Here is a 25,403-nt window from a genome sequence, read left to right on the forward strand (position 1 = left end):
CAGAACGGACACCTTCGTGTCTCTCGACGTCTCCCCCGAGCTCCTCGCCGAAGCCGAGTCCGGTGACATCCGCGAGGAGGACTTCGTGGCCACCGTCCGCACGTCCCTCCCCTACGCCTACGACCTCATCGCTTCCCTGGCTGCCGAACTCGGGTCCGGGACGGCCGAGTTCGCCGACAACCGGACCCCGCCGCCGTCGGAGACCGAACGCGGGCAGCTGCTGCGCGCCCTCGCAAGCGACGCGATCCGGGGCAACCTGGAGCGCCACTTCGGCATCGAACTGGCCTTCCAGAACTGCCACCGCGTGGCGGCGTTCCGCCCGGGCGCCCGGGACGGCTGGACATACGGCCGGTTCACTTCCGTCCGGTCCCAGGTCCTGAACCAGTCACCGGAGTTCAGGGACTGCTGACCGCGGGAACGCGGCGGCACGGGCCGGGAGGTGAGACCCACGGCCGACGGGCTCTGGTCGCGGGCGAGGCCGCCGGTCCGTGCCGGGTCGGCTCAGGCAGCCTGCGAGGACCTACCGCGGTGCGCCCGGATGATGTCCGCGTACCGGTGCCCCGTGCCCTTGATCGTGCGCTTCTGTGTCTCGTAGTCCACGTGGACCAGTCCGAACCGCTTGTCGTAGCCGTACGCCCACTCGAAGTTGTCCAGCAGGGACCAGGCGAAGTAGCCCGCCAGCGGAGCGCCCTTGCGGACGGCCGAGGCGCAGGCGGCGAGGTGGCGCTCCAGGTAGTCCTGGCGCTCCGGGTCGTCGACGGTTCCGTCGGGGCGTACGACGTCCGGGTAGGCGGAGCCGTTCTCGGTGACGTACAGGCGGCGGATCGGGTACTCGTCGGTGAGGCGCAGCAGGAGCGTCTCGATGCCGTTCGCGTCGATCTCCCAGTCCATGCCGGTGCGCGGGACGCCGAGGCGGTGCACGGAGCGGACGTGGGGCGCCGGGGCCGAGGGGTCGTCGGCGACGGTGGACGGCATGTAGTAGTTCAGGCCGTGCCAGTCGAGCGGCGCGGCGATCTTCGCCAAGTCGCCTTCCCGCTCGGGCAGTTCGACGCCGTAGACCTCGCGCATGTCGGCCGGGAAGCCGCGGCCGTAGACCGGGTCCAGCCACCAGCGGTTGATGTGGCCGTCCTGCCGGCGGGCGGCCGCCACGTCCTCCTCGCGGTCGGTGGCGGCGTGCACCGTGGAGAGGTTGGTGACGATGCCGACCTGGGCGGACGGGGCCGCGGCCCGGATCGCGTCGACGGCGAGACCGTGGCCGAGCAGCAGGTGGTAGGAGGCGCGGACGGCGGCCGTCAGGTCGGTCAGCCCCGGAGCCATCCTGCCCTCCAGGTGGCCGATCCAGGCCGAGCAGAGCGGCTCGTTGAGCGTCGCCCAGTGGGAGACGCGGTCGCCGAGGCGCTCGGCGACGACGGAGGCGTACTCGGCGAACGCCAGCGCGGTGTCCCGCTCGGGCCAGCCGCCGCGGTCCTGGAGGGCCTGGGGCAGGTCCCAGTGGTAGAGGGTGACGGACGGGGTGATGTCCGCCTCCAGCAGGGCGTCGATCAACTCGTCGTAGAAGGCGAGGCCCTTGGGGTTCACCGGGCCGTCGCCGCCGGGCATCACCCGTGGCCAGGCGACCGACAGCCGGTAGGCGTTGGTGCCCAGTCGCCGCATCAGGCCGATGTCCTCGCGCCAGCGGTGGTAGTGGTCGCAGGCCACGTCTCCGTTGTCGTCGTCGGCGACCTTGCCGGGGGTGTGGGAGTAGGTGTCCCAGATCGACGGGGCGCGGCCGTCCTCCGCGACGGCTCCCTCGATCTGGTACGCCGCTGTGGCCGTGCCCCACAGAAAGTCGTGGGGGAAGGCGGCGAGGTCGATGCGGTCGGACACGGAAGTCCTCTCAAGGCGATGGGAGTTGGTCACTTGACGGCTCCCGCCGTCAGCCCGGCGACGAGGTAGCGCTGCAGCAGCAGGAAGCCGGCGACCACGGGCACGCTGACGACCAGCGAGGCGGCCATGATCTGGTTCCAGTACACGTCGTTGAGCGTGGAGTAGCCCTGGAGGCCGACGGCGAGGGTGCGGGTGGTGTCGTTGGTCATGACGGAGGCGAACAGCACCTCGCCCCAGGCGGTCATGAAGGCGTAGACGGCGACCGCGACGATGCCGGGGATCGCGGCCGGCACGACCACCCGGAACAGGGCGCCGAGCGGGCCGCAGCCGTCCACCAGCGCCGCCTCGTCGAGGTCGCGCGGCACCGAGTCGAAGTACCCGATCAGCATCCAGATGGAGAATGGCAGGGAGAAGGTCAGGTAGGTGAGGATCAGGCCGCCGCGGGAGCCGAACAGGGCGATGCCGGTGGCGTTGCCGATGTTGACGTAGAGGAGGAACAGCGGCAGCAGGAAGAGGATGCCCGGGAACATCTGCGTGGACAGCACGGTGACCGTGAAGACGCGCTTGCCGCGGAAGTCGTAGCGGCTGACGGCGTACGCGGCGAACACCGCGATCACCACCGAGCAGACGGTCGCCGCGCCCGCCACGATCAGCGAGTTGGCGAAGTAGCGCGCCAGCGGGACCGTCGACCAGATGTCGATGTACGGGCGGATCGTCAGACCGCTGGGCAGCCACCGGAACTTTCCGGTGACGTCCGCGAGCGGCTTCAGCGAGCTGGAGACCATCACGTACACCGGGACCAGGACGAACCCGGTGAGCAGGGTGAGGAAGACCCGGCGCGACCAGAGGAAGGAACTCGGGGGCGCCATGGGGGACTTAGACATCGCCGGTCCTCCGTCCGCGCGTGGTGAGCACGAGGTACACGCCCGTCACGACGAGCAGGAACAGCAGCAGCAGGACGGACATGGCGGAGCCGGTGCCGAAGTTCCAGGTGACGAACGAGGCTTGGTAGATGTGGACCGAGATGAGGTCCGCGGCCTCGGGCGCGGACTTGCCGAACAGGACGTAGGGGGCGTTGAAGTCGTTGAACGTCCACAGGAACAGGACCAGCAGCAGGACCTGGTTGACCGGGCGCAGCGACGGCAGGGTGATGCGGCGGATCTGCTGCCACCTCCCGGCACCGTCCAAGGCCGCGGCCTCGTACAGCTCCGCGGGGATGTTCTGCAGGCCGGCCATGACGATGAGGAAGGCGAAGGGCCAGCCCTTCCACACGGACACCGTCAGCAGGGCGTAGAAGCTGTTGTCGCCGATCAGCCAGAAGGACGGCTTGTCGGTGAGGTGGAGCTGGTCGTGCAGGACGTGGTTCACCAGGCCGTTGTCGTGCTGGAACATGAACACCCAGGTGATGACGGCCGCGTAGACCGGCAGCGCGTACGGCACCAGGAACAGTGCCCGCAGCAGGCCGCGGCCGGTGAAGGTGTCCTGCATGTAGACGGCGGCCGCGGTGCCGATCAGCCAGCACAGGGCGACGGAGAGCAGGGTGAAGGCGACGGTGACGAAGAAGGAGTGGAGCAGCGCCTCGCCGACGGGGGCGTCGAAGTCCACCGACACCTTGTAGTTGCCGAGGCCGGACCAGGGCGCGGTGCCCCAGTCGCGGATGTAGAACTGCGTGAGCTCCTTGAAGCTCATCACGATGCCGATCACCATCGGCACGAGGTGGACCAGGAGTTCGAGGATCAGGGCGGGCAGGAGCAGCAGGTACGGGAGTCCGGCGCGGCGGATCCGCCCGGTGCGGCGACGCGGTTCGCGCGTCGCCGCCCCGGCGGGACTCCCCCTCAGCGGTTCCTTGAGGGTGGTGGTGGTCATCGGGCTCACTTCGCCGGCATCTGCTGCTGGGCCTTCTCGAGGGCTGCCTTCACCGAGGCGGTGGTGACCGCGCGTCCGGCCGCCGCGTCGGCGAACAGGTTCTTGACCGCGGTACCGACCGCCGTCTCGAACTGCGACTCGTCGGCGACCTGCGGCAGCGCGGCGGCGCTCTTGGCGAGGGTGTCCTTGAGGACCGCGTTGGCCGGCGAGTTGAAGGCGGCGTCGGTCTGCGCGGTCTTGACCGGCGGGATCGAGCTGTACGCCGTGTTGAGGATCTTCTGCTCGGCGTCGCTGGTCATGAACTTCACGAACTTCGCGGCGCCGTCGAGGTTGTGGCTGTTCTTGAAGACGGCCAGGTTGATGCCGGCGACCATGGAGTTGACCTGGGTGCCGGTGCCGGGGGTGCCGGACTGCACGGGGACCGGCGCGATGCCGTACTGGTCGGGGCTCATGCCCTGCGACTTGAGGTTGGCCGACGCCGACTGCCACAGCAGCATGGCCTGCTTGCCCTTGGCGAAGTCGCTGACGGACTGGTTCTGCGCGTACTCGGCGTCGCCGGTCGGGATGACCTTGTCCTTGGCCATCAGGTCGACGTACTGCTTGACCGCGTCGACCACCTTGGCGTTGGTGAAGTCGGCCTTGCCGTCGGCGGTGAAGAACTCGCCGCCGTGCTGCTTGGCGAAGACGAAGACGTGGTGGATGTTCTCGGAGAGGTTCGAACCCTCGGCGCCGAGCGGCGACTTGCCCTTCGCGGAGATCTTCTTGCCGTCGGCGACGAGCTCGTCCCAGGTGGCCGGGGGCTTGGAGATGCCGGCGTCGGCGAAGATCTGCTTGTTGTAGTAGAGGGCGTAGGCCATCGAGTACAACGGGACGGCGGCCGGGTCCTTGCCCGCCGCGCCGGTCGAGCCGAGCGCCGAGTCGACGAAGCGGTCCTTTCCGCCGATCTTGGCGAGGTTCTTCGCGTCCCACGGCAGCAGCGCGCCGGTGGCCTGCAGGGACGCGCTCCAGGTGTTGCCGATGTTCAGGACGTCGGGGCCCTGACCGGAGGTGGTGGCGGTGAGGATCCGGTTCAGCAGGTCCGACCAGGGGACCACCTCCAGCTTCACCTTGATGCCCGTCTGCTTCTCGAACTTGTCGAGTTCGGGCTGCAGGACCTTCTTGTCGATGGCGATGCTCGCGCCCTGGTTGGAGGCCCAGTAGGTGAGCGTCTTCGGCGAGTCGTTGGACCCGCCGCCGTTCGACGAACCGCCTCCGCAGGCCGTGGCGGCAAGGGCGAGTGACACGGTGACGGCGCCTACGGCCGCGGCTCGGATGCTGCGCATGGCTCCCGGTGTCCCTTCGGGGTTTGCACTCATGGCTTAATTTAGGACGTGAGTTAAACCTCCGGAGAGGAACTCGTCAAGAGGTACGGCAGCCCCGCGGCAATCCGGTCCCAGCTCTTGACGCGAGTGTTCGGGCAGTTGAAGCATGCACGGCCAAGAGAGCGCTCCCAAACCGCACCTCGTTCACTTCCCGAACAGGAGAGCCGCCGTATGCCCCTGCCCGACATAGGCCGCAGAACCGTCCTCGGCGCGGCCGCCGCCTCCGCGCCCGCGCTGCTCGGACTGTCGGCGCCCGCGCACGCCGCCCCCAAGACGCCCAGGAAGCCGCGCCTCCTCCCCGGTGGCGGCGACCTGGGCCCCAACGTCCTGGTCTTCGACCCGTCCACCCCGGGCATCCAGGCCAGGCTGGACGAGGTGTTCCGGCAGCAGGAGTCGGCCCAGTTCGGCACCGGCCGCTACGCGCTGCTGTTCAAACCGGGCACCTACCACGGCCTCAACGCCCAACTCGGCTTCTACACCTCCATAGCGGGCCTGGGCCTGTCCCCCGACGACACCACCATCAACGGGGACGTGACGGTCGACGCCGGCTGGTTCGGGGGCAACGCCACGCAGAACTTCTGGCGTTCGGCGGAGAACCTGGCCCTGGTCCCGGCGAACGGCACCAACCGGTGGGCGGTCGCGCAGGCGGCGCCGTTCCGCCGTATGCACGTGCGCGGCGGCCTCGACCTGGAGCCCTCCGGCTACGGCTGGGCGAGCGGCGGCTACATCGCCGACAGCCGGATCGACGGCCAGGTGGGCCCGTACTCGCAGCAGCAGTGGTACACCCGGGACAGCGCGATCGGCAGCTGGCTCAACGGCGTGTGGAACATGGTCTTCTCGGGTGTCGAGGGCGCCCCCGCGCAGAGCTTCCCGAACCCGCCGTACACCACCCTCGACACCACCCCGGTCTCCCGGGAGAAGCCCTTCCTGTACGTCGACCGAGCGGGCGCGTTCCATGTTTTCCTGCCCGCGAAGCGCACCCACGCCCGCGGTGTCACCTGGGGCAACGGCGCCCCGAGGGGCACCTCGCTGCCGCTGTCGCGTTTCTACGTCGCCAAGCCGGGCGTCTCCGCGGCCACCCTCAACCGGGCGCTGGCGCAGGGACTGCACCTGCTGCTGACGCCGGGGATCTACCACCTGGACCGGCCGGTTGAGGTGAACCGCGCCGACACCGTCGTCCTGGGCCTGGGTTACGCGACCCTCGTCCCCGACAACGGCGTCACCGCCCTGCGGGTCGCGGACGTCGACGGCGTCCGCCTGGCCGGCTTCCTCATCGACGCCGGACCGGTCAACTCCCGGACGCTGCTGGAGGTCGGCCCGCGGGGAGCTCACCGGGACCACTCGGCCAACCCCACCACCGTGCAGGACGTGTTCGTCCGCATCGGCGGGGCGGGCCCGGGCAGGGCCACCACCAGCATCGTGATCAACAGCCGGCACACCATCGTCGACCACACCTGGGTCTGGCGCGCCGACCACGGCGACGGCGTCGGCTGGGAGACCAACCGGGCCGACTACGGCATCGTCGTCAACGGCGACGACGTCCTGTGCACGGGCCTGTTCGTCGAACACTTCAACAAGTACGACGTCCAGTGGTACGGGCAGCGCGGGCGCACGATCTTCTTCCAGAACGAGAAGGCGTACGACGCCCCGAACCAGGCGGCCATCCAGAACGGCACGGTCAAGGGCTACGCCGCCTACAAGGTCGGCGACCACGTCACCGCGCACGAGGGCTGGGGACTGGGCAGTTACTGCTTCTACAACGTCGACCCGAGCATCGTGCAGCACAACGGCTTCGCCGCCCCGAACACCCCGGGCGTGCGGTTCCACGACCTGCTCGTGGTCTCGCTGGGCGGCCAGGGACAGTACGAGCACGTGATCAACGAGACCGGGGCGGCGACGTCGGGCACGTCGACCGTGCCGTCCACGGTGGTGTCGTACCCGTGAGCCGGGGCGGCCCCGCCCGCGTGGGGCGGGGCCGCCGTGGTGTCACCGTGCCGGTGCCGGCGCGTAGCCGGTGGGGCGGGCGGTGAAGGTGCCGCGACCCTGGGTGCGGCTGCGCAACCGGGTCGCGTAGCCGAAGAGTTCGGCCAGCGGCACCGTCGCCGTCACCACCGCCGAACCCGCCCGGGTGAGCGAGCCGGAGACCCGGCCGCGCCGCGCGGCGAGGTCGCCGAGGACCCCGCCGACGGCGTCCTCGGGGACGCTCACCGTGACCTCCACGACGGGCTCCAGCAGCACCATCGCGCAGGCGCGCAGGGCCTCGCGCAGGCCCAGCCTGCCGGCGGTGCGGAAGACGGTGTCCGAGGAGTCCTTCACATGGGTCGACCCGTCGGTGAGGGTGACGCGCAGCCCGGTCACCGGGTGCCCGCCCAGCGGCCCCTCGCCGAGGGCCTCCCGGCAGCCTGCCTCCACCGCGCGCACGTACTCCTGCGGCACCCGCCCGCCGACGACGGCCGAGCGGAACTCGAACCCCTCGTCCAGCGGCTCGACATCGAGGACCACATGGGCGAACTGCCCCGCCCCGCCGTCCTGTTTGACATGCCGGAAGACCACACCGGACACCCCGCGGCCCACGGTCTGGCGGTGACTCACCGCGGGACGGCCGACGTTGACCTCGACGCCGTACCCGCGCCGCAGCTGCTCCGTCGCGACCTCCAGGTGCAGTTCACCCATGCCCGACAGCACCGTCTGGCCGGTCTCGGGATCCGTGCGGACCACCAGTGACGGGTCCTCCTCGGTCAGCCGCGCCAGCGCCGTGGCCAGCCGGTCGGTGTCGGTGGACGTGCGGGCCTCGACGGCGACCGACACCACCGGATCGGTGACGCCCGGCGGTTCCAGTACGAGCGGGGCCCGCGGGTCGCACAGCGTCGAGCCGGCCCGGGCCGACCTCAGCCCGACCACCGCGACGATGTCCCCGGCCAGCGCACGGTCCACCTGCGTGTGGCGGTCGGCCTGGACCCGCAGGATCCGTCCGATCCGCTCGCTGCGGCGCGCGCCCGCGTCCCACACGGTGTCCCCCTTCCCGATCGTTCCCGAATAGATCCGCACGTACGTCAGCCGCCCGGTCGGCGTGGCGTTCACCTTGAACGCCAGGGCCGCGAACGGCGCCGCCGGGTCGGCCGCCCGCTCCTGCTCCGTACCGTCGTGACCGCCTCGTACAGCGGGCACGTCCAGCGGCGAGGGCAGGTAGGCCACCACCGCGTCGAGCAGCGGCTCGATGCCGCGGTTGCGGTAGGCGGAACCGCAGAGCACCACCACGCCGTCACCGCTGCGGGTCACATCGCGCAGGGCGGCGGCCAGGGTTTCGGCGGACAGCTCCTCCCGGCCGACGAATTCCTCCAGCGCCGCCGGGTGCAGCTCGGCGACGGCCTCCTCCAGCAGCCTGCGGCGCCGCCGCGCCTCCTCGCGCAGGTCCTGCGGCACCGGCACCTCCTCGGCCGTGTCGCCTCCCTCGGCCCAGACCAGAGCGCGCATGCGCAGCAGATCGACGACGCCGGTGAAGCGGTCCTCCGCGCCGATGGGCAACTGGACGACCAGGGGCGCCGGATGCAGCCGCTCCCGGATCGAGGCGACGGCCTTGTCGAGGTCGGCGCCCGCCCGGTCCAGCTTGTTGACGAACGCGATCCTCGGCACGCCGTGCCGGTCGGCCTGCCGCCACACCGACTCGCTCTGCGGCTCCACGCCGGCCACCGCGTCGAACACGGCGACCGCGCCGTCGAGGACCCGGAGCGAGCGTTCCACCTCGGCGGCGAAGTCGACGTGGCCCGGGGTGTCGATCAGGTTGATCCGGTGGCCGTCCCAGGCGCAGCTGACGGCCGCGGCGAAGATGGTGATGCCCCGGTCGCGCTCCTGCGGGTCGAAGTCGGTGACGGTGGTGCCGTCGTGGACCTCGCCGCGCCGGTGCGTGGTGCCGGTGGCGTACAGGATCCGCTCGGTGACGGTGGTCTTGCCCGCGTCGACGTGGGCGAGGATGCCGAGGTTGCGGACGGTGGTGAGGGTATCGAGGTTGGTGCGCACGGCCCGTTGGCCTTTCTGGTGGAGTGGAGCGGGCGGCGCGATTCCCGGACGTGGCGGAACGCAGGGCGGGCCTGCGGGGTCAGACGCTCGTCGCGGGTATCCGGTACCGGCCGCGCAGCGGGCACCGGACGGACGGGGACACCAGGATCACCTCGTACCGGGAGCGGGGGTCGACGACAGCGGTGCGGTACGGCACGGCCGGTCTCCCCTCGTCACTCGGTCCGCGCGTCACGGCGACGCGCGGTGCGTGGCGAGTGTAGGGAACGGGCAGGCCGCGGGGCATCACCTTTTCCCCGCTGCCCCGCTCAACGCCCGCCCCGTCGTCGTGAGATGGTTCGCGCCCGTCGGGAAACGGCTCCCGCAGCGGCCCTCGTGCCTCGGCGTCAAGCCGCGCGCCCTGCCGACACCCTTTGCGGGTGGTTTACGGACGCCAGAACCGGTCAGGCGACTGCAATGTCCCAGCCCCAGACGACAGCCGTAGCAGCGGCGAAAGACGCACCCCGCAAAGCCGTACCCGAGGCGGCGGGCTCTCCCCTCGGCGCGCGGGAGGCTCGGGCGAAGCAGCGTGACGCCTACTTCGACAACGCGAAGTACCTGGCCATCGTGCTGGTGGCGATCGGCCACGCGTGGGAGCCGCTGCGCGACGACAGCCGGGTGGTCAGCGCGCTCTACAACTTCGTCTACGCCTTCCACATGCCGGCGTTCATCGTCATCTCCGGTTACTTCTCCCGGAGCTTCGACGCGAGCCCCGGGCGGGTCAGACGCCTGGTGACGGGAGTGGCCGTGCCGTACGTCGTCTTCGAGATGGCGTACACCCTTTTCACCCGCTGGACCGACGGGGTGCCGGACCGGCCGATCAGCCTGCTGGACCCCCTGTACCTGACGTGGTTCCTGGCCGCGCTGTTCGTCTGGCGGCTGACCACCCCGCTGTGGCAGCGCATGCGGTGGCCGCTGCCGATCGCGCTGACCGTCGCGGCCCTCGCCACCCTCTCCCCGTCCATCGGCAACGACCTCGACCTGCAGCGGGTCCTGCAGTTCCTGCCGTACTTCGTGCTGGGGCTGTGTCTGCGGCCGGAGCACTTCCGGCTGGTGCGACGGTGGCCGGTGAGGCTGCTGGCCCTCCCGGTCCTGGGCGGCGCGATGGCGGTGTCGTACTGGGCGGAGCCGCGGATGACCGGGGCCTGGTTCTACCACCGCGACAGCGCCCAGGAGCTGGGGGCGTCCGCCTGGTTCGGGCCGGTGATGACACTGGCCGCCTTCGGTTTCTCGATGGTCCTGGTCGCCTGCTTCCTGTCCTGGGTGCCGGGGCGGCGGCTGTGGTTCACCGCGCTGGGCGCCGGCACGCTCTACGGCTATCTGCTGCACGGCTTCGTCGCCCAGGGCTCCAAGTACTGGGGCTGGTACTCCCCCGACTGGATCCACCGCCCGCTCGGTGCGGCCACCGTCACGCTGGTCGCCGGAGCCGTCGTGACGCTGCTGTGCACACCGCCCGTGCGGCGGGTCTTCCGTTTCGTCGTGGAACCGGACATGAAGTGGGCGTTCCGCCGGGAGCCGCGCGAGCGGCTGCCCGTTCCGGCGCAGACCCGTGAGCCGGGAACCCGGACCGGGTCCCGGGCGTTGTCCTGACAAGCGCCGAGAAGACCAGAGGAGCCACCCCTTTGTCCGCCAGACCGACGGACCCCCCGGGGCACAGTCCCCGCCCCTCCCGCCGCGGTGAGCCCGACCGCGGCACACGGCCGGGCAGCCCCTCCCGGCCGTCACGCCGGTGAGTGCCGCCGCCGTCCTGGGCCTCTTGGCCGTGTTCGTGCTGACCGCCGGAACGGGCTACTTCGTGGCCCAGGAGTTCGCCTACGTCTCCGCCGACCGCCTCGCCCTGGCCCGTGAGGCGCGAGCCGGGGACCGCCGGGCCGCGCGGGCGCTGAAGGTGCTCGAGAGGCTGTCGTTCATGCTGTCCGGCGCCCAGCTGGGCATCACGGTGACCGGCCTGGTCGTCGGCTTCATCGCCGAGCCGTCCGTGTCCGCGCTGCTCAGGCCCGCCCTGTCCGGCGTCGGCGTCCCGGGCGCGGCCGTCACCGGCATCTCCGTGGTGGTCTCCTTCGTCGGCGCCACGGTGGTGCAGATGGTGCTGGGCGAGCTGGTCCCGAAGAACCTCGCCATCGCGGTGCCCGAGCGGCTGGCGAAGTCGCTCGCCGCCTCGACGCTGACGTATCTGAAGATCGTCGGGCCGGTCGTACGGATCTTCGACGGCGCGGCGAACCGGCTGCTGCGCGAGACCGGCATCGAGCCGGTCGAGGAGCTGCACCACGGCGCCACCCTGGAGGAGCTCGGCCATCTCATCGGCGAGTCGCACGAGCAGGGGCGGCTGTCCAAGGACACCGCCGAGCTGCTGGACCACGCACTGGAGTTCTCCGAGCGCACGCTGGACGAGGTGATGGTGCCGCGCGCGGACACCGTGTTCGTCCGCGCGGACGCGAACGCGTCCGAGGCCGTCGACCTCATCGGCAAGTACGGCCACTCCAACCATCCGGTGCTGGGCGAGCACCCCGACGACGTCGGTGGAGTGCTGGGCGTGCGGGAGCTGATGCGGCTGCCCGCCGACCGGCTGGCCTCCACGACCGCCGGCGAGCTCGCCCGGCGCCCGCTGCTGCTGCCCGACACCCTGCCCCTGCCCGAGGCGGTCGAGCGGATGCGGGAGCGCGACGACGAGTTCGCGGTCGTACTCGACGAGCACGGCGGCGTGGCGGGCGTCGTCACCTACGAGGACATCGCCGAGGAACTGTTCGGCGACATCGCCGACGAGTCCGACACGGTCACCCACCTCGCCGTCGCCGACACCGACGGCTGGCTGGTGGACGCCGGACGCCGACTGGACGAGGTCGCCGAGGCCACCGGCATCGAGCTGCCCGAGGAGGACGACTACGACACGGTGGCCGGGCTGGTCGTGGACCGTCTCGGCCGCTTCCCGGCCGTCGGCGACCGGCTCACCGTGGCGCTGCCCGACGGCGGGCGCGCGGTGATCGACGTACGCGCCCTGGACCGGCACGTGCCCGAGCGCGTGCGGATCGCGCGGCTGGCGGAGCGGACGGAGGAGCAGGCGTGAGTTTCCCGATGGCGCTCTTCGTCACCGTCGTGCTGCTGATCGGCAGCGGCTTCTTCGTGGCCGCCGAGTTCGCGCTGGTCGCCGCCAAGCGGCACCGCGTGGAGAAGGCGGCCGCCGAGGAGCGGCGCGGCGCGCGGGCGGCCCTGGACGGCATGCGCGAGCTGTCGCTGATGCTGGCCGGCGCACAGCTCGGCATCACCGTCTGCACGCTGGGTCTGGGTTCGGTCTCCAAACCGGCGATCTCGCACTCGCTGGAGCCGCTGCTGCACGCGCTGGGCCTGCCGAGCGCGGTCGGCTACGGCATCGCCTTCGCCGTCGCCATGATCGTCGTGGTGTTCCTGCACATGGTGGTGGGCGAGATGGCCCCCAAGTCCTGGGCGATCGCGCATCCGGAGCGCTCGGCGATGCTGCTCGCGCCGCCGTTCCGCGCCATGGTGACGGCCGTACGGCCGCTGATCTCGCTGCTCGACAAGGTCAGCAACGCGCTGGTGCGGCTCGTCCGGGTCACCCCGCGCGACGAGCCGGCCCCGGTGCACGGCCGGGAGCAGCTGACCCATCTGGTCGCGGAGTCACGGCGGCTCGGCCTGATCGGCGAGGCCGACTCGGTGCTGATCACCCGCTCGCTGACCGAGCCCGAGACCCCGGTGGGCGAGCTCCAGGTCCCGGCCTCGCGGATCACCTCGGTGGACGGCGCGGCCGATGCCGAGGAGGTGCTGCGCACGGCGGCCGACAGTGACCGTACCCGGCTGCTGGTCCGTGAGGGCGATCGCGTCCTCGGCTCGGTGCACGCCCGGGACGCCCTGGTGGCCCGCGCCCGGGGTCACGGCGCGAGCGCGCGCGACCTGGCCCGGCCGGTCCCGGAGTTGGCTGCGGACACCACGGTCGCGGACGCGATCGACCTCCTGCGCGCGCACCGCGCCTCGCTCGCCGTGGTCCGAGACGGCACCGGCCGGCTGACCGGCATGGTGGCCCTGGACGACCTGTTGGCGCGCTTCCTGCAGCCGCGGGCGGCGTAGTGAGGCCGTTCCCGGCGGAGGTGGTCTCCGGAAACGCGAGAGACCCCTGGTGAACAGGGGTCTCAGCTGGTGTCCGAGGGGGGACTTGAACCCCCACGCCCGATAAAGGGCACTAGCACCTCAAGCTAGCGCGTCTGCCATTCCGCCACCCGGACGAGGTGTCCGCCGCCTGACAGGGAGCGTTCCCCGCGGCGACACGCACAACAATACCAAGGTTTCGGAGTGCGTTTCACCTGCGTATCCGTGTGCCGCCGGGTGGCGTCCACGGGCCCCGGACGCGGGCACCGGGGACGCCACCGGGCCGTCTGTCAGGGCATGAGGTGGTAGTCCGGGAAGTTCCCGGGCAGCCGTTCGTGCGCCGGGCCCCGTGTCACGGCGCGCACCAGGAGGTTGCCGCCGACGAACGCGCCGCGCCAGGACGCCCCGAAGCCGCCGAAGAGCTCGTCGCGGTCGCCGCGGGAGCGGGCCTTTCCGTGGCCGACCTTGAACGCGCGGATCTGCGGGGCCAGCCGGTCGAAGGTGGCCCGGTCGTCCGTGGACAGGGTGGCGACGAGCGCGCCGTTGGAGGCGTTCATCGCGGCCAGCAGTTCCGCCTCCGTGTCGACCAGGACGATGGTGTCGACCGGGCCGAACGGTTCGGCGTGGTGCAGCGGCGAGGACCGCGGCGGGTTCAGGAGCGTGACCGGCTGGACGTATGCCGAGGTGTCCTGGCCGGGCAGGAAGCGGGCGTCGCTCTCGCGGCCGCGGTGCAGCGGCACGGCGCCGCGGTCGATGGCCTCGGCGACCTGGTCGTGCAGCTCCTTGGCCTTGGCCGCGTTGATCACGGGCCCGAAGTCGAGCGCGGGGAAGGGGTCCTCCGGGCGCTCGACGGCGAGCGGGTGCCCGACCCTCAGCGTGCGCACCGCCGGCAGGTACGCCGCCAGGAAGTCGTCGAACAGCTGCCGCTGGACGACGAAGCGCGGGTAGGCCGTGCAGCGCTGCTTGCCGTAGTCGAAGAGCTTGGGCACGACCGCCGCGAGCTCGTCCCAGTCCGAGTGGTTCCAGATGCCCCAGGTGTTGAGTCCCTCCTGTTCGAGGATGTGCCGTTTGCCGAGGTCGGCGACGGCGGTGGCCACGGCGGCGCCGGTGTCGCGGCCGCCGACGAAGGAGACGCAGCCGATCTCGGGCGCCCGCACCAGCGCCTGGGACAGCTCTCCCCCGCTGCCGCTGACGAGGGTGGCGGGGATTCCCTCGCGGGCGGCGAGCGCGCAGGCCAGGGTGAGGCAGGCGAGGCCGCCGTCGGTGGGGGTCTTGGCGATCACCGAGTTGCCCGCCAGTGCCTGGACCAGCATGGCGTGGACGAGGACGCTCATCGGATAGTTCCAGCTGGCGATGTTGGACACCGGGCCGTCCAGCGGGGCCCGGCCGGCGAGCATCGGCTCGATGCCGTCGACGTACCAGCGGACCCCGTCGATGGCCCGGTCGACGTCCGCCTGCGCGAGCCGCCAGGGCTTGCCGATCTCCCAGACGAGCAGCAGGGCGAGCAGTTCGCGGTGTTCGGTGAGGGCGTCGAGGGTGGCGGCGACCCGGGCCCGGCGCTCGTCCAGGGGGACGTGCCGCCAGGCGCGGTGCCGGTCGAGGGAGGCGCGGACCGCCTGGTGCGCGGTGCGGCCGTCGAGTCGGGGCGGGCCGGCGATGGGGCTGCCGTCGACGGGGCTGGCGGCGGGCAGGGCCCGGCCGTCGGCCTGCCAGGTGTCGGCCCAGAGGTTGAGGACGCGGTCGTCCCGGAAGGCCTCCGGGGCGACGGTCAGGCAGCGCTGCCAGGCGTCGGCCCAGGACGTGCCTGATTTGAGGGTGAGGGTGGTGGTGTCGGGGGTGAGGGTGGATGCCATTCGGTTGCTCCGCTCTCGGTGCACAGTCGGGGGCGGGGATGTATGGCTCACGTCAACTATGGGTGACCGACCGCTCCTCTTCGAGACGGGCGAGCACGAGTTTCGCGGTTTCGGTCGGTGTGCCGCCCACACGCACCCCTGCCGCCTCCAGGGCCTCCTTCTTCGCCTGTGCGGTGCCGGAGGAGCCCGACACGATGGCGCCCGCGTGGCCCATGGTCTTGCCCTCGGGGGCGGTGAATCCGGCGATGTAGCCGACGACGGGCTTGGCGACGTGCTCCCGGACGTAGGCGGCCGCGCGTTCCTCCGCGTCGCCGCCGATCTCGCCGATGAGGACGATCAGTTCGGTGTCGGGGTCGTCCTGGAAGGCGGCGAGGCAGTCGATGTGGGTCGTCCCCACCACCGGGTCGCCGCCGATGCCGACACAGGTCGAGAAGCCGATGTCCCGGAGCTCGTACATGAGTTGGTAGGTGAGCGTGCCGGACTTGGACACCAGGCCGATACGGCCCGGCTTGGTGATGTCGGCGGGGATGATGCCGGCGTGGGACTGGCCGGGGGTGATCAGGCCGGGGCAGTTGGGGCCGACGATCCGGGTGCCCTTCTCCCTGGCGTACGCGGTGAAGGCGACGGAGTCGTGGACCGGGATGCCCTCGGTGATGACGACCGCGAGGCCGATGCCGGCGTCGGCCGCCTCGACGACGGCCGCTTTCGCGAAGGCCGGTGGGACGAACACGACGGTGACGTCGGCGCCGGTCGCGTCGATGCCCTCGGCGACCGAGCCGAAGACGGGGACGGCCCGCTCGTCGAAGTCGACGGTGGCGCCCGCCTTTCGGGGGTTGACGCCGCCGACGACGTTCGTACCGGCGGCGAGCATGCGCCGGGTGTGCTTCATGCCCTCGCCGCCGGTCATGCCCTGGACGAGGACCTTGCTCTCCTTGGTGAGATAGATGGCCATGTCCGTCTCCTCAGGCGGTGGTGGCGAGTTGGGCGGCACGGCGTGCGGCGCCGTCCATGGTGGTGGCCTGCTCGACCAGCGGGTGGGCGCGCGCGTCGAGGATGGCGCGGCCGCGGGCCGCGTTGTTGCCGTCGAGACGGACGACCAGCGGTTTGGTCAGCCGCACGGCGTCCAGCGCCTGCACGATGCCGTCGGCGACCGCGTCGCAGGCGGTGATCCCGCCGAAGACGTTGACGAACACCGACTTCACGTCGGGGTCGGAGAGGATGACGGACAGTCCGTCGGCCATGATCCGGGCGGAGGCGCCGCCGCCGATGTCGAGGAAGTCGGCGGGCCGGGCGCCGCAGCCGGCGACCACGTCGAGGGTCGACATGACCAGTCCCGCGCCGTTGCCGATGATGCCGACCTCGCCGTCCAGCTTCACGTAGTTGAGGCCCTTCGCGGCGGCCGTCGCCTCCAGCGCGTCGTCGTGCTCGACGTCGTCGGCGCCCCAACGCGACTGCCGGAAGCGTGCGTTGTCGTCGAGGGTGACCTTGCCGTCGAGCGCGAGGATGCGGCCTCCTTTCGTGCGCACGAGCGGGTTGACCTCGACGAGCAGCGCGTCCTCGCGGACGAGCACCTCCCACAGGCGTACGAGGACGTCGACCGTCTGCGCCGGAAGTCCCGCCGCCTCGGCGATCTCGGCCGCCTTCGCCGAGGTCACGCCCTCCGCCGGGTCGACGGGGATGCGGGCGACGGCCTCGGGCCTGCTCGCGGCGACCTCCTCGATCTCCATGCCGCCCTCGGCGGACGCGATCGCGAGGAAGGTGCCCGCGGCGCGGTCGAGGACGTAGGAGACGTAGAACTCGTCCTCGATGTCGACCGGTTGGGCCAGCATGACCTTGCCGACGGTGTGGCCCTTGATGTCCATGCCGAGGATCTGACGTGCCGTGAGTTCCGCGGCGGCCGGGTCCGCGGCGAGCTTCACGCCGCCTGCCTTGCCTCGCCCGCCCGTCTTGACCTGGGCCTTCACCACTACGCGCCCGCCGAGTGCGCGGGCGATCTCACGGGCCTTCCTGGGTGAGTCCGTCACCTGGGCCCTCGGTACCAAGATGCCGTGTTCTTCGAAGAGTTCCCTTGCCTGGTGTTCGTACAGGTCCATCTCGGCTCCTGTCTGCGAAGTCATCGCGAGGCCGAACTCCGATGACTGAAAAGTGCCGCACGCCCCCTGGACACCACCCACCGGATGCGGGATAACAAGGTTCATACAGTATTCGTCGACTGTATGCAATGTACCGCGAGAGCGTTCCCACCCCCTACGAAGGGACAGGACTTCGCCATGCCCGACGACACCCAGGACGTGATTTCCGGCGGTCACCTCGTCGCCAAGGCTCTGAAGGCCGAAGGGGTCGACCGCATCTACACGTTGTGCGGCGGCCACATCATCGACATCTACGACGGCTGCGTCGACGAGGGCATCGAGGTCGTCGACGTACGACACGAACAGGTCGCCGCCCACGCCGCCGACGGCTACGCCCGCATCACCGGCAAGCCGGGCTGCGCGGTCGTCACCGCGGGACCGGGCACGACCGACGCCGTCACCGGTGTCGCCAACGCCTTCCGCGCGGAGTCCCCGATGCTGCTGATCGGCGGCCAAGGGGCCCTCACCCAGCACAAGATGGGGTCCCTGCAGGACCTGCCGCACGTCGACATGATGACGCCGATCACCAAGTTCGCGGCGGCCGTGCCGGACACGGCGCGCGCCGCCGACATGGTGTCCATGGCGTTCCGCGAGTGCTACCACGGCGCGCCAGGACCCTCCTTCCTGGAGATCCCGCGGGACGTCCTCGACGCCAAGGTCCCGGTGAGCAGGGCCCGCGTGCCGAGGGAGGGCGCCTACCGCGCCTCGACCCGCTCCGCCGGAGATCCCGAGGCGATCGAGAAGCTCGCCGACCTGCTGGTGCACGCCGAGAAGCCGGCGATCCTGCTGGGCAGTCAGGTCTGGACGACCCGCGGCACCGAGGCGGCCGTCGAGCTCGTACGGACCCTCAACATCCCGGCGTACATGAACGGCGCGGGCCGCGGCACCCTGCCGCCGGGCGACCCGCACCACTTCCAGCTCTCGCGCCGGTACGCCTTCTCCAACGCCGACGTCATCGTCATCGTCGGCACGCCCTTCGACTTCCGCATGGGCTACGGCAAGCGGCTGTCCCCCGAGGCGACCGTCGTACAGATCGACCTCGACTACCGGACCGTCGGCAAGAACCGCGACATCGACCTCGGGATCGTCGGCGACGCCGGGCTCGTCCTGAAGTCGGTGACCGAGGCGGCCTCGGGACGCCTCAACGGCGGCGCCGCCAAACGCAAGGAGTGGCTCGACGAGCTGCGCGCCGCCGAGCAGACCGCGATCGAGAAGCGGCTGCCGAGCCTGAAGTCGGACGCCTCGCCGATCCACCCGTACCGCCTGGTCAGCGAGATCAACGACTTCCTCACCGAGGACTCGATCTACATCGGCGACGGCGGCGACATCGTCACCTTCTCCGGGCAGGTCGTCCAGCCCAAGTCGCCCGGCCACTGGATGGACCCGGGCCCGCTCGGCACCCTCGGCGTCGGCGTCCCCTTCGTGCTCGCGGCCAAGCAGGCACGGCCCGACAAGGAGGTCGTCGCCCTCTTCGGCGACGGCGCCTTCTCCCTCACCGGCTGGGACTTCGAGACCCTCGTCCGCTACGACCTCCCGTTCGTCGGCATCGTGGGCAACAACTCCTCGATGAACCAGATCCGTTACGGCCAGAAGGCCAAGTACGGCGAGGAGCGCGAGCGGGTCGGCAACACCCTCGGCGACGTCCACTACGACAAGTTCGCCGAGATGCTGGGCGGTTACGGCGAGGAGGTCCGCGACCCCGCCGACATCGGCCCCGCCCTGCGCCGCGCCCGCGAGTCGGGCAAGCCGTCACTGATCAACGTCTGGGTCGACCCGGACGCGTACGCCCCCGGAACCATGAACCAGACGATGTACAAGTGAGGTGAACGCCCGTGACCCGCAAGGCACTTGAGGGCATCCGCGTCCTCGACATGACCCACGTCCAGTCCGGGCCCTCCGCCACCCAGCTGCTGGCCTGGCTCGGCGCGGACGTCGTCAAGCTGGAGGCGCCGACCGGCGACATCACGCGCAAGCAGCTGCGCGACCTGCCGGACGTCGACTCCCTCTACTTCACGATGCTCAACTGCAACAAGCGCAGCATCACCCTCAACACCAAGACCGAGCGCGGCAAGGAGATCCTCACCGAGCTGATCCGGCGCTCCGACGTCATGGTCGAGAACTTCGGCCCCGGCGCGGTCGACCGGATGGGCTTCACCTGGGACCGCATCCAGGAGATCAATCCGCGGATCGTCTACGCCTCCATCAAGGGGTTCGGGGACGGCCCGTACACCAGCTTCAAGGCGTACGAGGTCGTCGCGCAGGCCATGGGCGGGTCGATGTCGACCACCGGTTTCGAGGACGGGCCGCCGCTGGCGACGGGGGCCCAGATCGGGGACTCGGGCACGGGCGTGCACGCCGTGGCGGGGATACTCGCCGCGCTGTTCCAGCGCGAGCACACCGGGCGCGGTCAGCGGGTGAACGTGGCCATGCAGCACGCGGTGCTCAACCTCTGCCGGGTGAAGCTGCGCGACCAGCAGCGCCTGGCCCACGGCCCGCTCGCCGAATATCCCAACGACGACTTCGGCACCGAGGTTCCCCGCTCGGGAAACGCGTCCGGCGGCGGTCAGCCCGGCTGGGCGGTCAAGTGCGCGCCGGGCGGCCCGAACGACTACGTGTACGTCATCGTGCAGCCCGTCGGCTGGAGGCCGATCAGCGAGCTCATCGGCCGGCCCGAACTGGCGGAGGACCCCGAGTGGGCCACGCCGGAGGCCCGGCTGCCCAAGCTCAACAAGATGTTCCAGCTGATCGAGGAGTGGTCCTCGACGCTGCCCAAGTGGGAGGTGCTGGAGCGGCTCAACGCGCACAACATCCCGTGCGGGCCGATCCTGTCGACGAAGGAGATCATCGAGGACGAGTCGCTGGTCGCCAACGAGATGGTCGTCACCGTCCCGCACCCCGAGCGCGGCGAGTTCACGACCGTCGGCAGCCCGCTGAAACTCTCCGACTCCCCCGTCGAGGTGAGCAGTTCACCGCTGCTCGGCGAGCACAACGAAGAGGTCTACGTCGGCGAGCTCGGCCTCGGCGACGAGGAGCTGCGCCTGCTCAAGTCGAACGGAGTGATCTGACGTGATGGCGGAAGACCGGGAGCTGCGGGTGCGCTCGCTCCTCGACGCTGTGCGGGCCGAGGGGCGGACCGCGCTGACCGCGCCCGAGGGCAAGGTGATCGCCGACGCGTACGGGATCGCCGTACCGGGCGAGGAGTTGGCCAGGGACGTCGACGAAGCCGTCGCCTGCGCGGCGCGGTTCGGCGGGCCGGTGGTGATGAAGATCGTCTCGCCGGACATCCTGCACAAGACCGACGCCGGCGGTGTGATCGTCGGCGTCGAGGGTGCCACGGACGTACGGGCCGCGTTCTGCAGGATCGTCGAGAACGCGCGCGCTTACGACGCGGACGCGCGCATCGAGGGCGTGCAGGTCCAGGAGTTGCTGCCGCAGGGGCAGGAGGTCATCGTCGGCGCGGTGACGGACCCGACCTTCGGGAAGGTCGTCGCGTTCGGGCTCGGCGGGGTGCTCGTCGAGGTGCTCAAGGACGTGACGTTCCGGCTGGCGCCGGTGAGCGCGGACGAGGCACTGTCCATGCTGGACTCGATCCGGTCGGCGGAGATCCTGCACGGGGTGCGAGGTGCGCCGGCCGTGGACCGGTGGGCGATCGCGGAGCAGATCCGGCGGGTGTCCCAACTCGTCGCGGACTTCCCGGAGATCGCCGAGGTGGACCTCAATCCGGTGATCGCCACGCCGGAGGGCGCGGTCGCCGCCGACATCCGGGTGATCCTCGCCGAGAAGCAGCCGCCACCGCGCAGGAAGTACACGCGCGAGGAGATCCTCACCTCGATGCGCCGGCTGATGCAGCCCGCGTCGGTCGCCGTGATCGGCGCCTCCAACGAGCCGGGCAAGATCGGCAATTCGGTGATGCGCAACCTCGTCGACGGAGGCTTCGCCGGGGACATCTTCCCGGTGAACCCCAAGGCCGATGACATTCTGGGCCGCAAGGCGTACAAGAGTGTCACGGACGTTCCCGGTGAGGTGGATGTGGCGGTCTTCGCGATCCCCGCCAAGTTCGTGGCCTCGGCGCTGGAGGAGGTGGGACGCAAGAACATCCCCAACGCCGTACTGATCCCCTCCGGGTTCGCGGAGACCGGCGAGCACGCACTCCAGGCGGAGATCGTGGCGATCGCCGAGCGGTACGGCGTCCGCCTCCTCGGCCCGAACATCTACGGCTACTACTCCACATGGCAGGACCTGTGCGCCACGTTCTGCACGCCGTACGACGTCAAGGGCGGGGTGGCGCTGACCTCGCAGTCCGGCGGCATCGGGATGGCGATCCTGGGCTTCGCCCGCACCACTAAGACGGGCGTGTCGGCGATCGTCGGCCTCGGCAACAAGTCGGACCTCGACGAGGACGACCTGCTGACCTGGTTCGGCGAGGACCCGCACACCGAGTGCATAGCGATGCACCTGGAGGACCTCAAGGACGGCCGCGCCTTCGTGGAGGCGGCGCGGGCGACCGTACCGAGGAAGCCCGTCGTGGTGCTCAAGGCGGGACGTACGGCGGCCGGCGCCAAGGCCGCCGGGTCGCACACCGGGGCGCTCGCGGGCGACGACGCCGTGTACGACGACATCCTGAGGCAGGCCGGTGTGATCAGGGCGCCCGGGCTGAACGAGATGCTCGAGTACGCGCGCGCGTTGCCGGTGCTGCCCACCCCGCGGGGCGACAACATCGTGATCATCACCGGGGCCGGCGGCAGCGGCGTACTGCTGTCGGACGCGGTGACCGACAACGGCCTGTCGCTGATGGAGATCCCGCCGGACCTGGACGAGGCCTTCCGGAAGTTCATCCCGCCGTTCGGGGCCGCGGGCAACCCGGTCGACATCACGGGCGGCGAGCCGCCGTCGACGTACGAGGCGACGATCCGGCTGGGCCTCGAGGACCCGCGCATCCACGCGCTCGTCCTCGGCTACTGGCACACCATCGTCACTCCCCCGATGGTCTTCGCGGAGCTCACCGCGCGCGTGGTGGCCGAGTTCCGGGAGCGCGGCATCGAGAAGCCCGTGGTGGCCTCCCTCGCGGGCGACGTCGAGGTCGAGGAGGCCTGCCAGTACCTCTACGAACGCGGGGTCGTGGCATACCCGTACACGACCGAGAAGCCGGTCGCCGTCCTCGGAGCGAAGTATCGCTGGGCGCGTGCCGCCGGGTTGTTGGGGGGCGGTTCATGACGTGACCCACGCGCGGGGCCGGTCGGCAGTGCGGCCGGCCGGTCCCGGGACCCGTGCGCACACGAAAGGCATTGGACAGGGGGCGCTGGCCAGAGCTTTCGACGCAAGGGGCACTGAACGATGACAACGACCGACTGTTCGGCCTCCGTCCCGTACCGGGAGGTGAGGGATCGCAACGGCCGCGTGTACCGGATCGGCGAGTCAGACGTCGACGTCATGGGCCGGACACGCAAGTGGATGGTCATCCTGCCCTGGGTGGGCATGATGGGCATCAGCTCCGCCGAGTACGCGTTCACCTCGGCGGAGGACACGCTCCACGAGGCACATCTGTGGAGCAGCGGACACATCTTCTGGCTGATGGGCGTCTGGGTGTTCTTCCAGGCGGCCGTGGCCTTCCCCGCCGGGCAGCTGCGCGAGAGCGGCAGACTCCCGGCTCGTACGGCGATGCTGCTGGGTGCCGTCGGCACGATGCTGGGCTATCTGTCGCTGGCGTTCGCGCCGCACGTCGCGGTCGCCTACCTCGGCTTCGGGATGTTCAGCGGCATCGGCGCCGGTCTCGTCTACGCGACCTGCGTGAACATGGTCGGCAAGTGGTATCCGGAGCGCAAGGGCGGCAAGACGGGCTTCGTCAACGGCGGTTTCGCCTACGGGTCCGTGCCCTTCGTCTTCCTGTTCACCTCGTACATGGACCTGGGCAACTACCGGACCGTGCTCGCCACGGTGGGCATCGGGCTGTGCCTGCTGGTGGCCTCGGCGGGCTGGTTCTTCAAGGACCCGCCGAAGAACTGGTGGCCGGCGCACGTCGACCCGCTCAGTCTGACCGACGACCCGAAGATCCGCCGGGCGCTGGAGAAGAACCCGCCGGCGGTCAGGCAGTACACCCCGAGGGAGGCCGCCCGTACGCCCGTCCTGTGGATGATGTGGTTCTGTCTGCTGTGCACGGCCGGCATCAACATCTTCGGCATCGCCTTCCAGGTGCCGTTCGGCAAGGACATGGGGTTCGCGGGCGGGGTCGTGGCCACGGCCATGTCCCTGAAGGCCGTCGTCAACGGCACCGGGCGGGGCGTGATCGGCTGGATCTCCGACCGCTCCGGGCGCCGCACCACCCTGATCATCGTCTGCATCGTGCTGGGCACCGCCCAGTTCGGCGTGCTGGTCTCCGGCCAGATGGGCAGCATGCCGTTCTTCCTGTTCTGCTCCATGGTCTCCGGATTCGGCGGCGGGGCGATCTTCCCGCTGTTCGCGGCCATGACCGCCGACTACTTCGGCGAGAACAACAACGCCACCAACTACGGAATGGTCTACAGCTCGAAGCTGATATCCGGGCTCGTCGGCTCCGGCCTGGGCGCGGTCGTGGTCGGCGCGTGGGACTACCACGGCGCGTTCGTCCTGGCGGGTTCCGTCGGGCTGGCCTCCGCGGTTCTGGCGCTCTTCCTGAAGTCCCCGGGCAGGCCCGATGCCCGGCGCATCGTTCCCAACCCGCACCCGCTCGGCGAGGAGATGGCATAAGCATGACAGCAGATCCGCTCTCGGCCGATCCGGCAGCCGCACACCGTCCCTACCGTGAGGTCACCGACGCCCGCGGTCGCGTCTACCGCATCGGCGAGACCGACCACGACATCCTCGGCCACTCCCGCAAACTCATGGTGTACCTCCCCTGGATGGCCATGATGGCCATCAGCGTCTTCGAGTACGCGTACGGCTCCGCGGAGGACACCCTGTCCCACGCGCACGGCTGGACGCAGTCCAACACCTTCTGGATCCTCAGCGTCTGGGTGTTCTTCCAGGCCGGCATCGCCTTCCCGGCGGGCTGGCTGCGCGAGAAGGGCATCCTGACCGCGCGCCGGGCCATGTACATCGGCTCCGGGATGTGCCTGGTCGGCTTCCTCGCCCTGTCGCACCTGAGCAACGTGCTGCTGGCGATCGTCGGTTTCGGCGTCATCGGCGGTCTGGGCGCCGGCCTGGTCTACGCGACCTGCATCAACATGGTCGGCAAGTGGTTCCCCGAACGCCGCGGCGCCCGCACGGGCTTCGTCAACGGCGGCTTCGCCTACGGATCGCTGCCGTTCATCTTCATCTTCAACTACGCCTTCGACACCGGTAACTACCACCGCGTGCTGGACCTGATCGGCTGCTACGTCATGATCGTGGTCTTCGGGTGCGCGTTCTTCTTCAAGGACCCGCCGAAGAACTGGTGGCCCGCAGACATCGACCCGCTCACCTTCTCCGGCGACCGGAAGAACGCGACGAGCCTCGCCAAGAACCCCCCGGCGACGCGGCAGTACACGCCCAAGGAGGCGATCAGGACCGGCATGCTGCCCCTGATGTGGATCTCCATCGTGATGACCGCCGGTGTGTCGATCTTCGGGATCTCCTTCCAGGTCGACTACGCCAAGGAGGTCGGCTTCGGCCCCCTGGTGGCGGCCTCCTCGATGGGCGTCATGGCGGTCATCAACGGCATCGGACGCGGTGTCGTCGGCTGGCTGTCCGACAGGTGGGGCCGCAAGTCGACCCTGGTGTTCGTCATCGTCGTCCTGGGCGTCGCCCAGTTCGGGGTGATCCTGGCGGGCGAGATGAAGAGCGAGTGGCTCTTCCTGTTCTTCGCCTTCCTCTCCGGATTCGGCGGCGGCGCCTTCTACCCGATGTTCGCGGCGCTGACCCCGGACTACTTCGGGGAGAACTACAACGCCACCAACTACGGCCTGGTGTACAGCGGCAAGCTGATCAGCGGCCTGTTCGGCGGCGGCCTCGGCTCGATGGTGGTCGCGGCCTGGGGCTACGACGGGGCGTACGCCCTGGCCGGCGGCGTCTCGATGATCGCGGCGGCGATCGCCCTGCTGCTACGGCAGCCGGGACGCAGCGGCGCGGACGCGCTGACCGCGCAGCCCCAGCCGACGGGGTGACGGCACGCGCGCGTGAGGAGGCCCTCCCCGGGATGCGGGGAGGGCCTCCTCGTGTGC

Annotated in this window: 18 protein-coding genes and 1 tRNA gene; 10 read left to right on the plus strand and 9 right to left on the minus strand. The window is 70.5% G+C overall.

Annotated features, from left to right (window positions below; all coding sequences use genetic code 11):
* Window positions 1-16 precede the first annotated feature (16 nt).
* Complete coding sequence (locus ACIGDI_RS16915; protein WP_399896732.1) at window positions 17-409, plus strand: SCO5389 family protein; 393 nt, start codon at window positions 17-19, stop codon at window positions 407-409.
* 92 nt (window positions 410-501) lie between these two features.
* On the opposite strand, the gene ACIGDI_RS16920 is transcribed toward ACIGDI_RS16915, so the two are convergent.
* Genes ACIGDI_RS16920 through ACIGDI_RS16935 form a run of 4 tightly spaced genes read right to left on the minus strand, consistent with a single transcriptional unit; the run spans window position 502 to window position 5,054 of the window.
* On the minus strand, window positions 502-1,866 hold the full coding sequence (locus ACIGDI_RS16920) for a GH1 family beta-glucosidase (RefSeq protein WP_399896735.1): 1,365 nt from the start codon (window positions 1,864-1,866) through the stop codon (window positions 502-504).
* A 29-nt stretch (window positions 1,867-1,895) separates the two neighbouring features.
* Window positions 1,896-2,735: a carbohydrate ABC transporter permease gene (locus ACIGDI_RS16925; RefSeq protein ID WP_272176873.1), complete on the minus strand. Its 840-nt coding sequence runs from the start codon at window positions 2,733-2,735 to the stop codon at window positions 1,896-1,898.
* Window positions 2,736-2,742: 7 nt separating this feature from the next.
* A complete protein-coding gene (locus ACIGDI_RS16930) occupies window positions 2,743-3,732 on the minus strand; it encodes a carbohydrate ABC transporter permease (protein ID WP_399896738.1) in 990 nt (329 codons plus the stop codon).
* A gap of 5 nt (window positions 3,733-3,737) precedes the next feature.
* On the minus strand, window positions 3,738-5,054 hold the full coding sequence (locus ACIGDI_RS16935; protein ID WP_399896741.1) for an ABC transporter substrate-binding protein: 1,317 nt from the start codon (window positions 5,052-5,054) through the stop codon (window positions 3,738-3,740).
* A gap of 210 nt (window positions 5,055-5,264) precedes the next feature.
* On the opposite strand from ACIGDI_RS16935, the gene ACIGDI_RS16940 reads away from it, so the two are divergent.
* Window positions 5,265-7,037 (plus strand): coagulation factor 5/8 type domain-containing protein, encoded by a 1,773-nt coding sequence (locus ACIGDI_RS16940; protein ID WP_399896743.1) that lies wholly within the window; start codon window positions 5,265-5,267, stop codon window positions 7,035-7,037.
* Window positions 7,038-7,079: 42 nt separating this feature from the next.
* On the opposite strand, the gene fusA is transcribed toward ACIGDI_RS16940, so the two are convergent.
* The gene (gene fusA / locus ACIGDI_RS16945) at window positions 7,080-9,110 is read right to left on the minus strand and encodes an elongation factor G (RefSeq protein WP_399896746.1); all 2,031 of its coding nucleotides are present in this window, start codon (window positions 9,108-9,110) and stop codon (window positions 7,080-7,082) included.
* 453 nt (window positions 9,111-9,563) lie between these two features.
* Between fusA and ACIGDI_RS16950 the strand changes: the two genes are divergently transcribed.
* The 3 genes from ACIGDI_RS16950 to ACIGDI_RS16960 all read left to right on the plus strand — a co-directional run bounded on the left by ACIGDI_RS16950 (window position 9,564) and on the right by ACIGDI_RS16960 (window position 13,226).
* Window positions 9,564-10,736 carry an acyltransferase family protein gene (locus ACIGDI_RS16950; RefSeq protein WP_399896749.1) on the plus strand — a complete coding sequence of 391 codons (1,173 nt, stop codon included), beginning with the start codon at window positions 9,564-9,566 and terminating at the stop codon, window positions 10,734-10,736.
* Window positions 10,737-10,875: 139 nt separating this feature from the next.
* Window positions 10,876-12,210 (plus strand): hemolysin family protein, encoded by a 1,335-nt coding sequence (locus ACIGDI_RS16955; RefSeq protein WP_399896752.1) that lies wholly within the window; start codon window positions 10,876-10,878, stop codon window positions 12,208-12,210.
* On the plus strand, window positions 12,207-13,226 hold the full coding sequence (locus ACIGDI_RS16960) for a hemolysin family protein (protein WP_399896755.1): 1,020 nt from the start codon (window positions 12,207-12,209) through the stop codon (window positions 13,224-13,226). The genes ACIGDI_RS16955 and ACIGDI_RS16960 overlap by 4 nt, the downstream gene beginning before the upstream one ends.
* Window positions 13,227-13,293: 67 nt before the next feature.
* Here ACIGDI_RS16960 and ACIGDI_RS16965 read toward each other — a convergent pair.
* The 4 genes from ACIGDI_RS16965 to sucC all read right to left on the minus strand — a co-directional run bounded on the left by ACIGDI_RS16965 (window position 13,294) and on the right by sucC (window position 17,190).
* Window positions 13,294-13,381, minus strand: a tRNA-Leu gene (locus ACIGDI_RS16965).
* A 153-nt stretch (window positions 13,382-13,534) separates the two neighbouring features.
* Window positions 13,535-15,097: an aldehyde dehydrogenase family protein gene (locus tag ACIGDI_RS16970; protein WP_399896758.1), complete on the minus strand. Its 1,563-nt coding sequence runs from the start codon at window positions 15,095-15,097 to the stop codon at window positions 13,535-13,537.
* A 52-nt stretch (window positions 15,098-15,149) separates the two neighbouring features.
* On the minus strand, window positions 15,150-16,049 hold the full coding sequence (gene sucD / locus ACIGDI_RS16975) for a succinate--CoA ligase subunit alpha (RefSeq protein WP_399896761.1): 900 nt from the start codon (window positions 16,047-16,049) through the stop codon (window positions 15,150-15,152).
* A 10-nt stretch (window positions 16,050-16,059) separates the two neighbouring features.
* Window positions 16,060-17,190 carry an ADP-forming succinate--CoA ligase subunit beta gene (gene sucC / locus ACIGDI_RS16980; protein WP_399896764.1) on the minus strand — a complete coding sequence of 377 codons (1,131 nt, stop codon included), beginning with the start codon at window positions 17,188-17,190 and terminating at the stop codon, window positions 16,060-16,062.
* Window positions 17,191-17,367: 177 nt separating this feature from the next.
* On the opposite strand from sucC, the gene ACIGDI_RS16985 reads away from it, so the two are divergent.
* The 5 genes from ACIGDI_RS16985 to ACIGDI_RS17005 all read left to right on the plus strand — a co-directional run bounded on the left by ACIGDI_RS16985 (window position 17,368) and on the right by ACIGDI_RS17005 (window position 25,346).
* Window positions 17,368-19,050 (plus strand): thiamine pyrophosphate-binding protein, encoded by a 1,683-nt coding sequence (locus ACIGDI_RS16985; RefSeq protein WP_399896767.1) that lies wholly within the window; start codon window positions 17,368-17,370, stop codon window positions 19,048-19,050.
* A gap of 11 nt (window positions 19,051-19,061) precedes the next feature.
* Window positions 19,062-20,294, plus strand: coding sequence for a formyl-CoA transferase (gene frc / locus ACIGDI_RS16990; RefSeq protein WP_399896770.1), 1,233 nt, complete (start codon window positions 19,062-19,064; stop codon window positions 20,292-20,294).
* Between the two features lie 4 nt (window positions 20,295-20,298).
* A complete protein-coding gene (locus ACIGDI_RS16995; RefSeq protein WP_399897659.1) occupies window positions 20,299-22,443 on the plus strand; it encodes an acetate--CoA ligase family protein in 2,145 nt (714 codons plus the stop codon).
* A gap of 120 nt (window positions 22,444-22,563) precedes the next feature.
* Window positions 22,564-23,952, plus strand: a complete 1,389-nt coding sequence (locus tag ACIGDI_RS17000; RefSeq protein ID WP_399896773.1) for an OFA family MFS transporter — start codon at window positions 22,564-22,566, stop codon at window positions 23,950-23,952.
* A 2-nt stretch (window positions 23,953-23,954) separates the two neighbouring features.
* The gene (locus ACIGDI_RS17005) at window positions 23,955-25,346 is read left to right on the plus strand and encodes an OFA family MFS transporter (protein ID WP_399896776.1); all 1,392 of its coding nucleotides are present in this window, start codon (window positions 23,955-23,957) and stop codon (window positions 25,344-25,346) included.
* Window positions 25,347-25,403 lie beyond the last annotated feature (57 nt).

This window comes from Streptomyces sp. NPDC085900 (genome assembly GCF_044540925.1).
GTDB classification, from domain to species: Bacteria; Actinomycetota; Actinomycetes; order Streptomycetales; family Streptomycetaceae; genus Streptomyces; species Streptomyces gilvifuscus.

Excerpts from the sequence above, each read along its gene's own strand:
- sucD (WP_399896761.1), bottom strand. The coding sequence starts at position 16,049 with ATGGCCATCTATCTCACCAAGGAGAGCAAGGTCCTCGTCCAGGGCATG.
- ACIGDI_RS16925 (WP_272176873.1), bottom strand. The coding sequence starts at position 2,735 with ATGGCGCCCCCGAGTTCCTTCCTCTGGTCGCGCCGGGTCTTCCTCACC.
- ACIGDI_RS17005 (WP_399896776.1), top strand. The coding sequence starts at position 23,955 with ATGACAGCAGATCCGCTCTCGGCCGATCCGGCAGCCGCACACCGTCCC.
- ACIGDI_RS16935 (WP_399896741.1), bottom strand. The coding sequence starts at position 5,054 with ATGCGCAGCATCCGAGCCGCGGCCGTAGGCGCCGTCACCGTGTCACTC.
- ACIGDI_RS16930 (WP_399896738.1), bottom strand. The coding sequence starts at position 3,732 with ATGACCACCACCACCCTCAAGGAACCGCTGAGGGGGAGTCCCGCCGGG.
- sucC (WP_399896764.1), bottom strand. The coding sequence starts at position 17,190 with ATGGACCTGTACGAACACCAGGCAAGGGAACTCTTCGAAGAACACGGC.
- ACIGDI_RS16940 (WP_399896743.1), top strand. The coding sequence starts at position 5,265 with ATGCCCCTGCCCGACATAGGCCGCAGAACCGTCCTCGGCGCGGCCGCC.
- ACIGDI_RS16995 (WP_399897659.1), top strand. The coding sequence starts at position 20,299 with ATGGCGGAAGACCGGGAGCTGCGGGTGCGCTCGCTCCTCGACGCTGTG.
- ACIGDI_RS16950 (WP_399896749.1), top strand. The coding sequence starts at position 9,564 with ATGTCCCAGCCCCAGACGACAGCCGTAGCAGCGGCGAAAGACGCACCC.
- ACIGDI_RS17000 (WP_399896773.1), top strand. The coding sequence starts at position 22,564 with ATGACAACGACCGACTGTTCGGCCTCCGTCCCGTACCGGGAGGTGAGG.
- ACIGDI_RS16970 (WP_399896758.1), bottom strand. The coding sequence starts at position 15,097 with ATGGCATCCACCCTCACCCCCGACACCACCACCCTCACCCTCAAATCA.
- ACIGDI_RS16985 (WP_399896767.1), top strand. The coding sequence starts at position 17,368 with ATGCCCGACGACACCCAGGACGTGATTTCCGGCGGTCACCTCGTCGCC.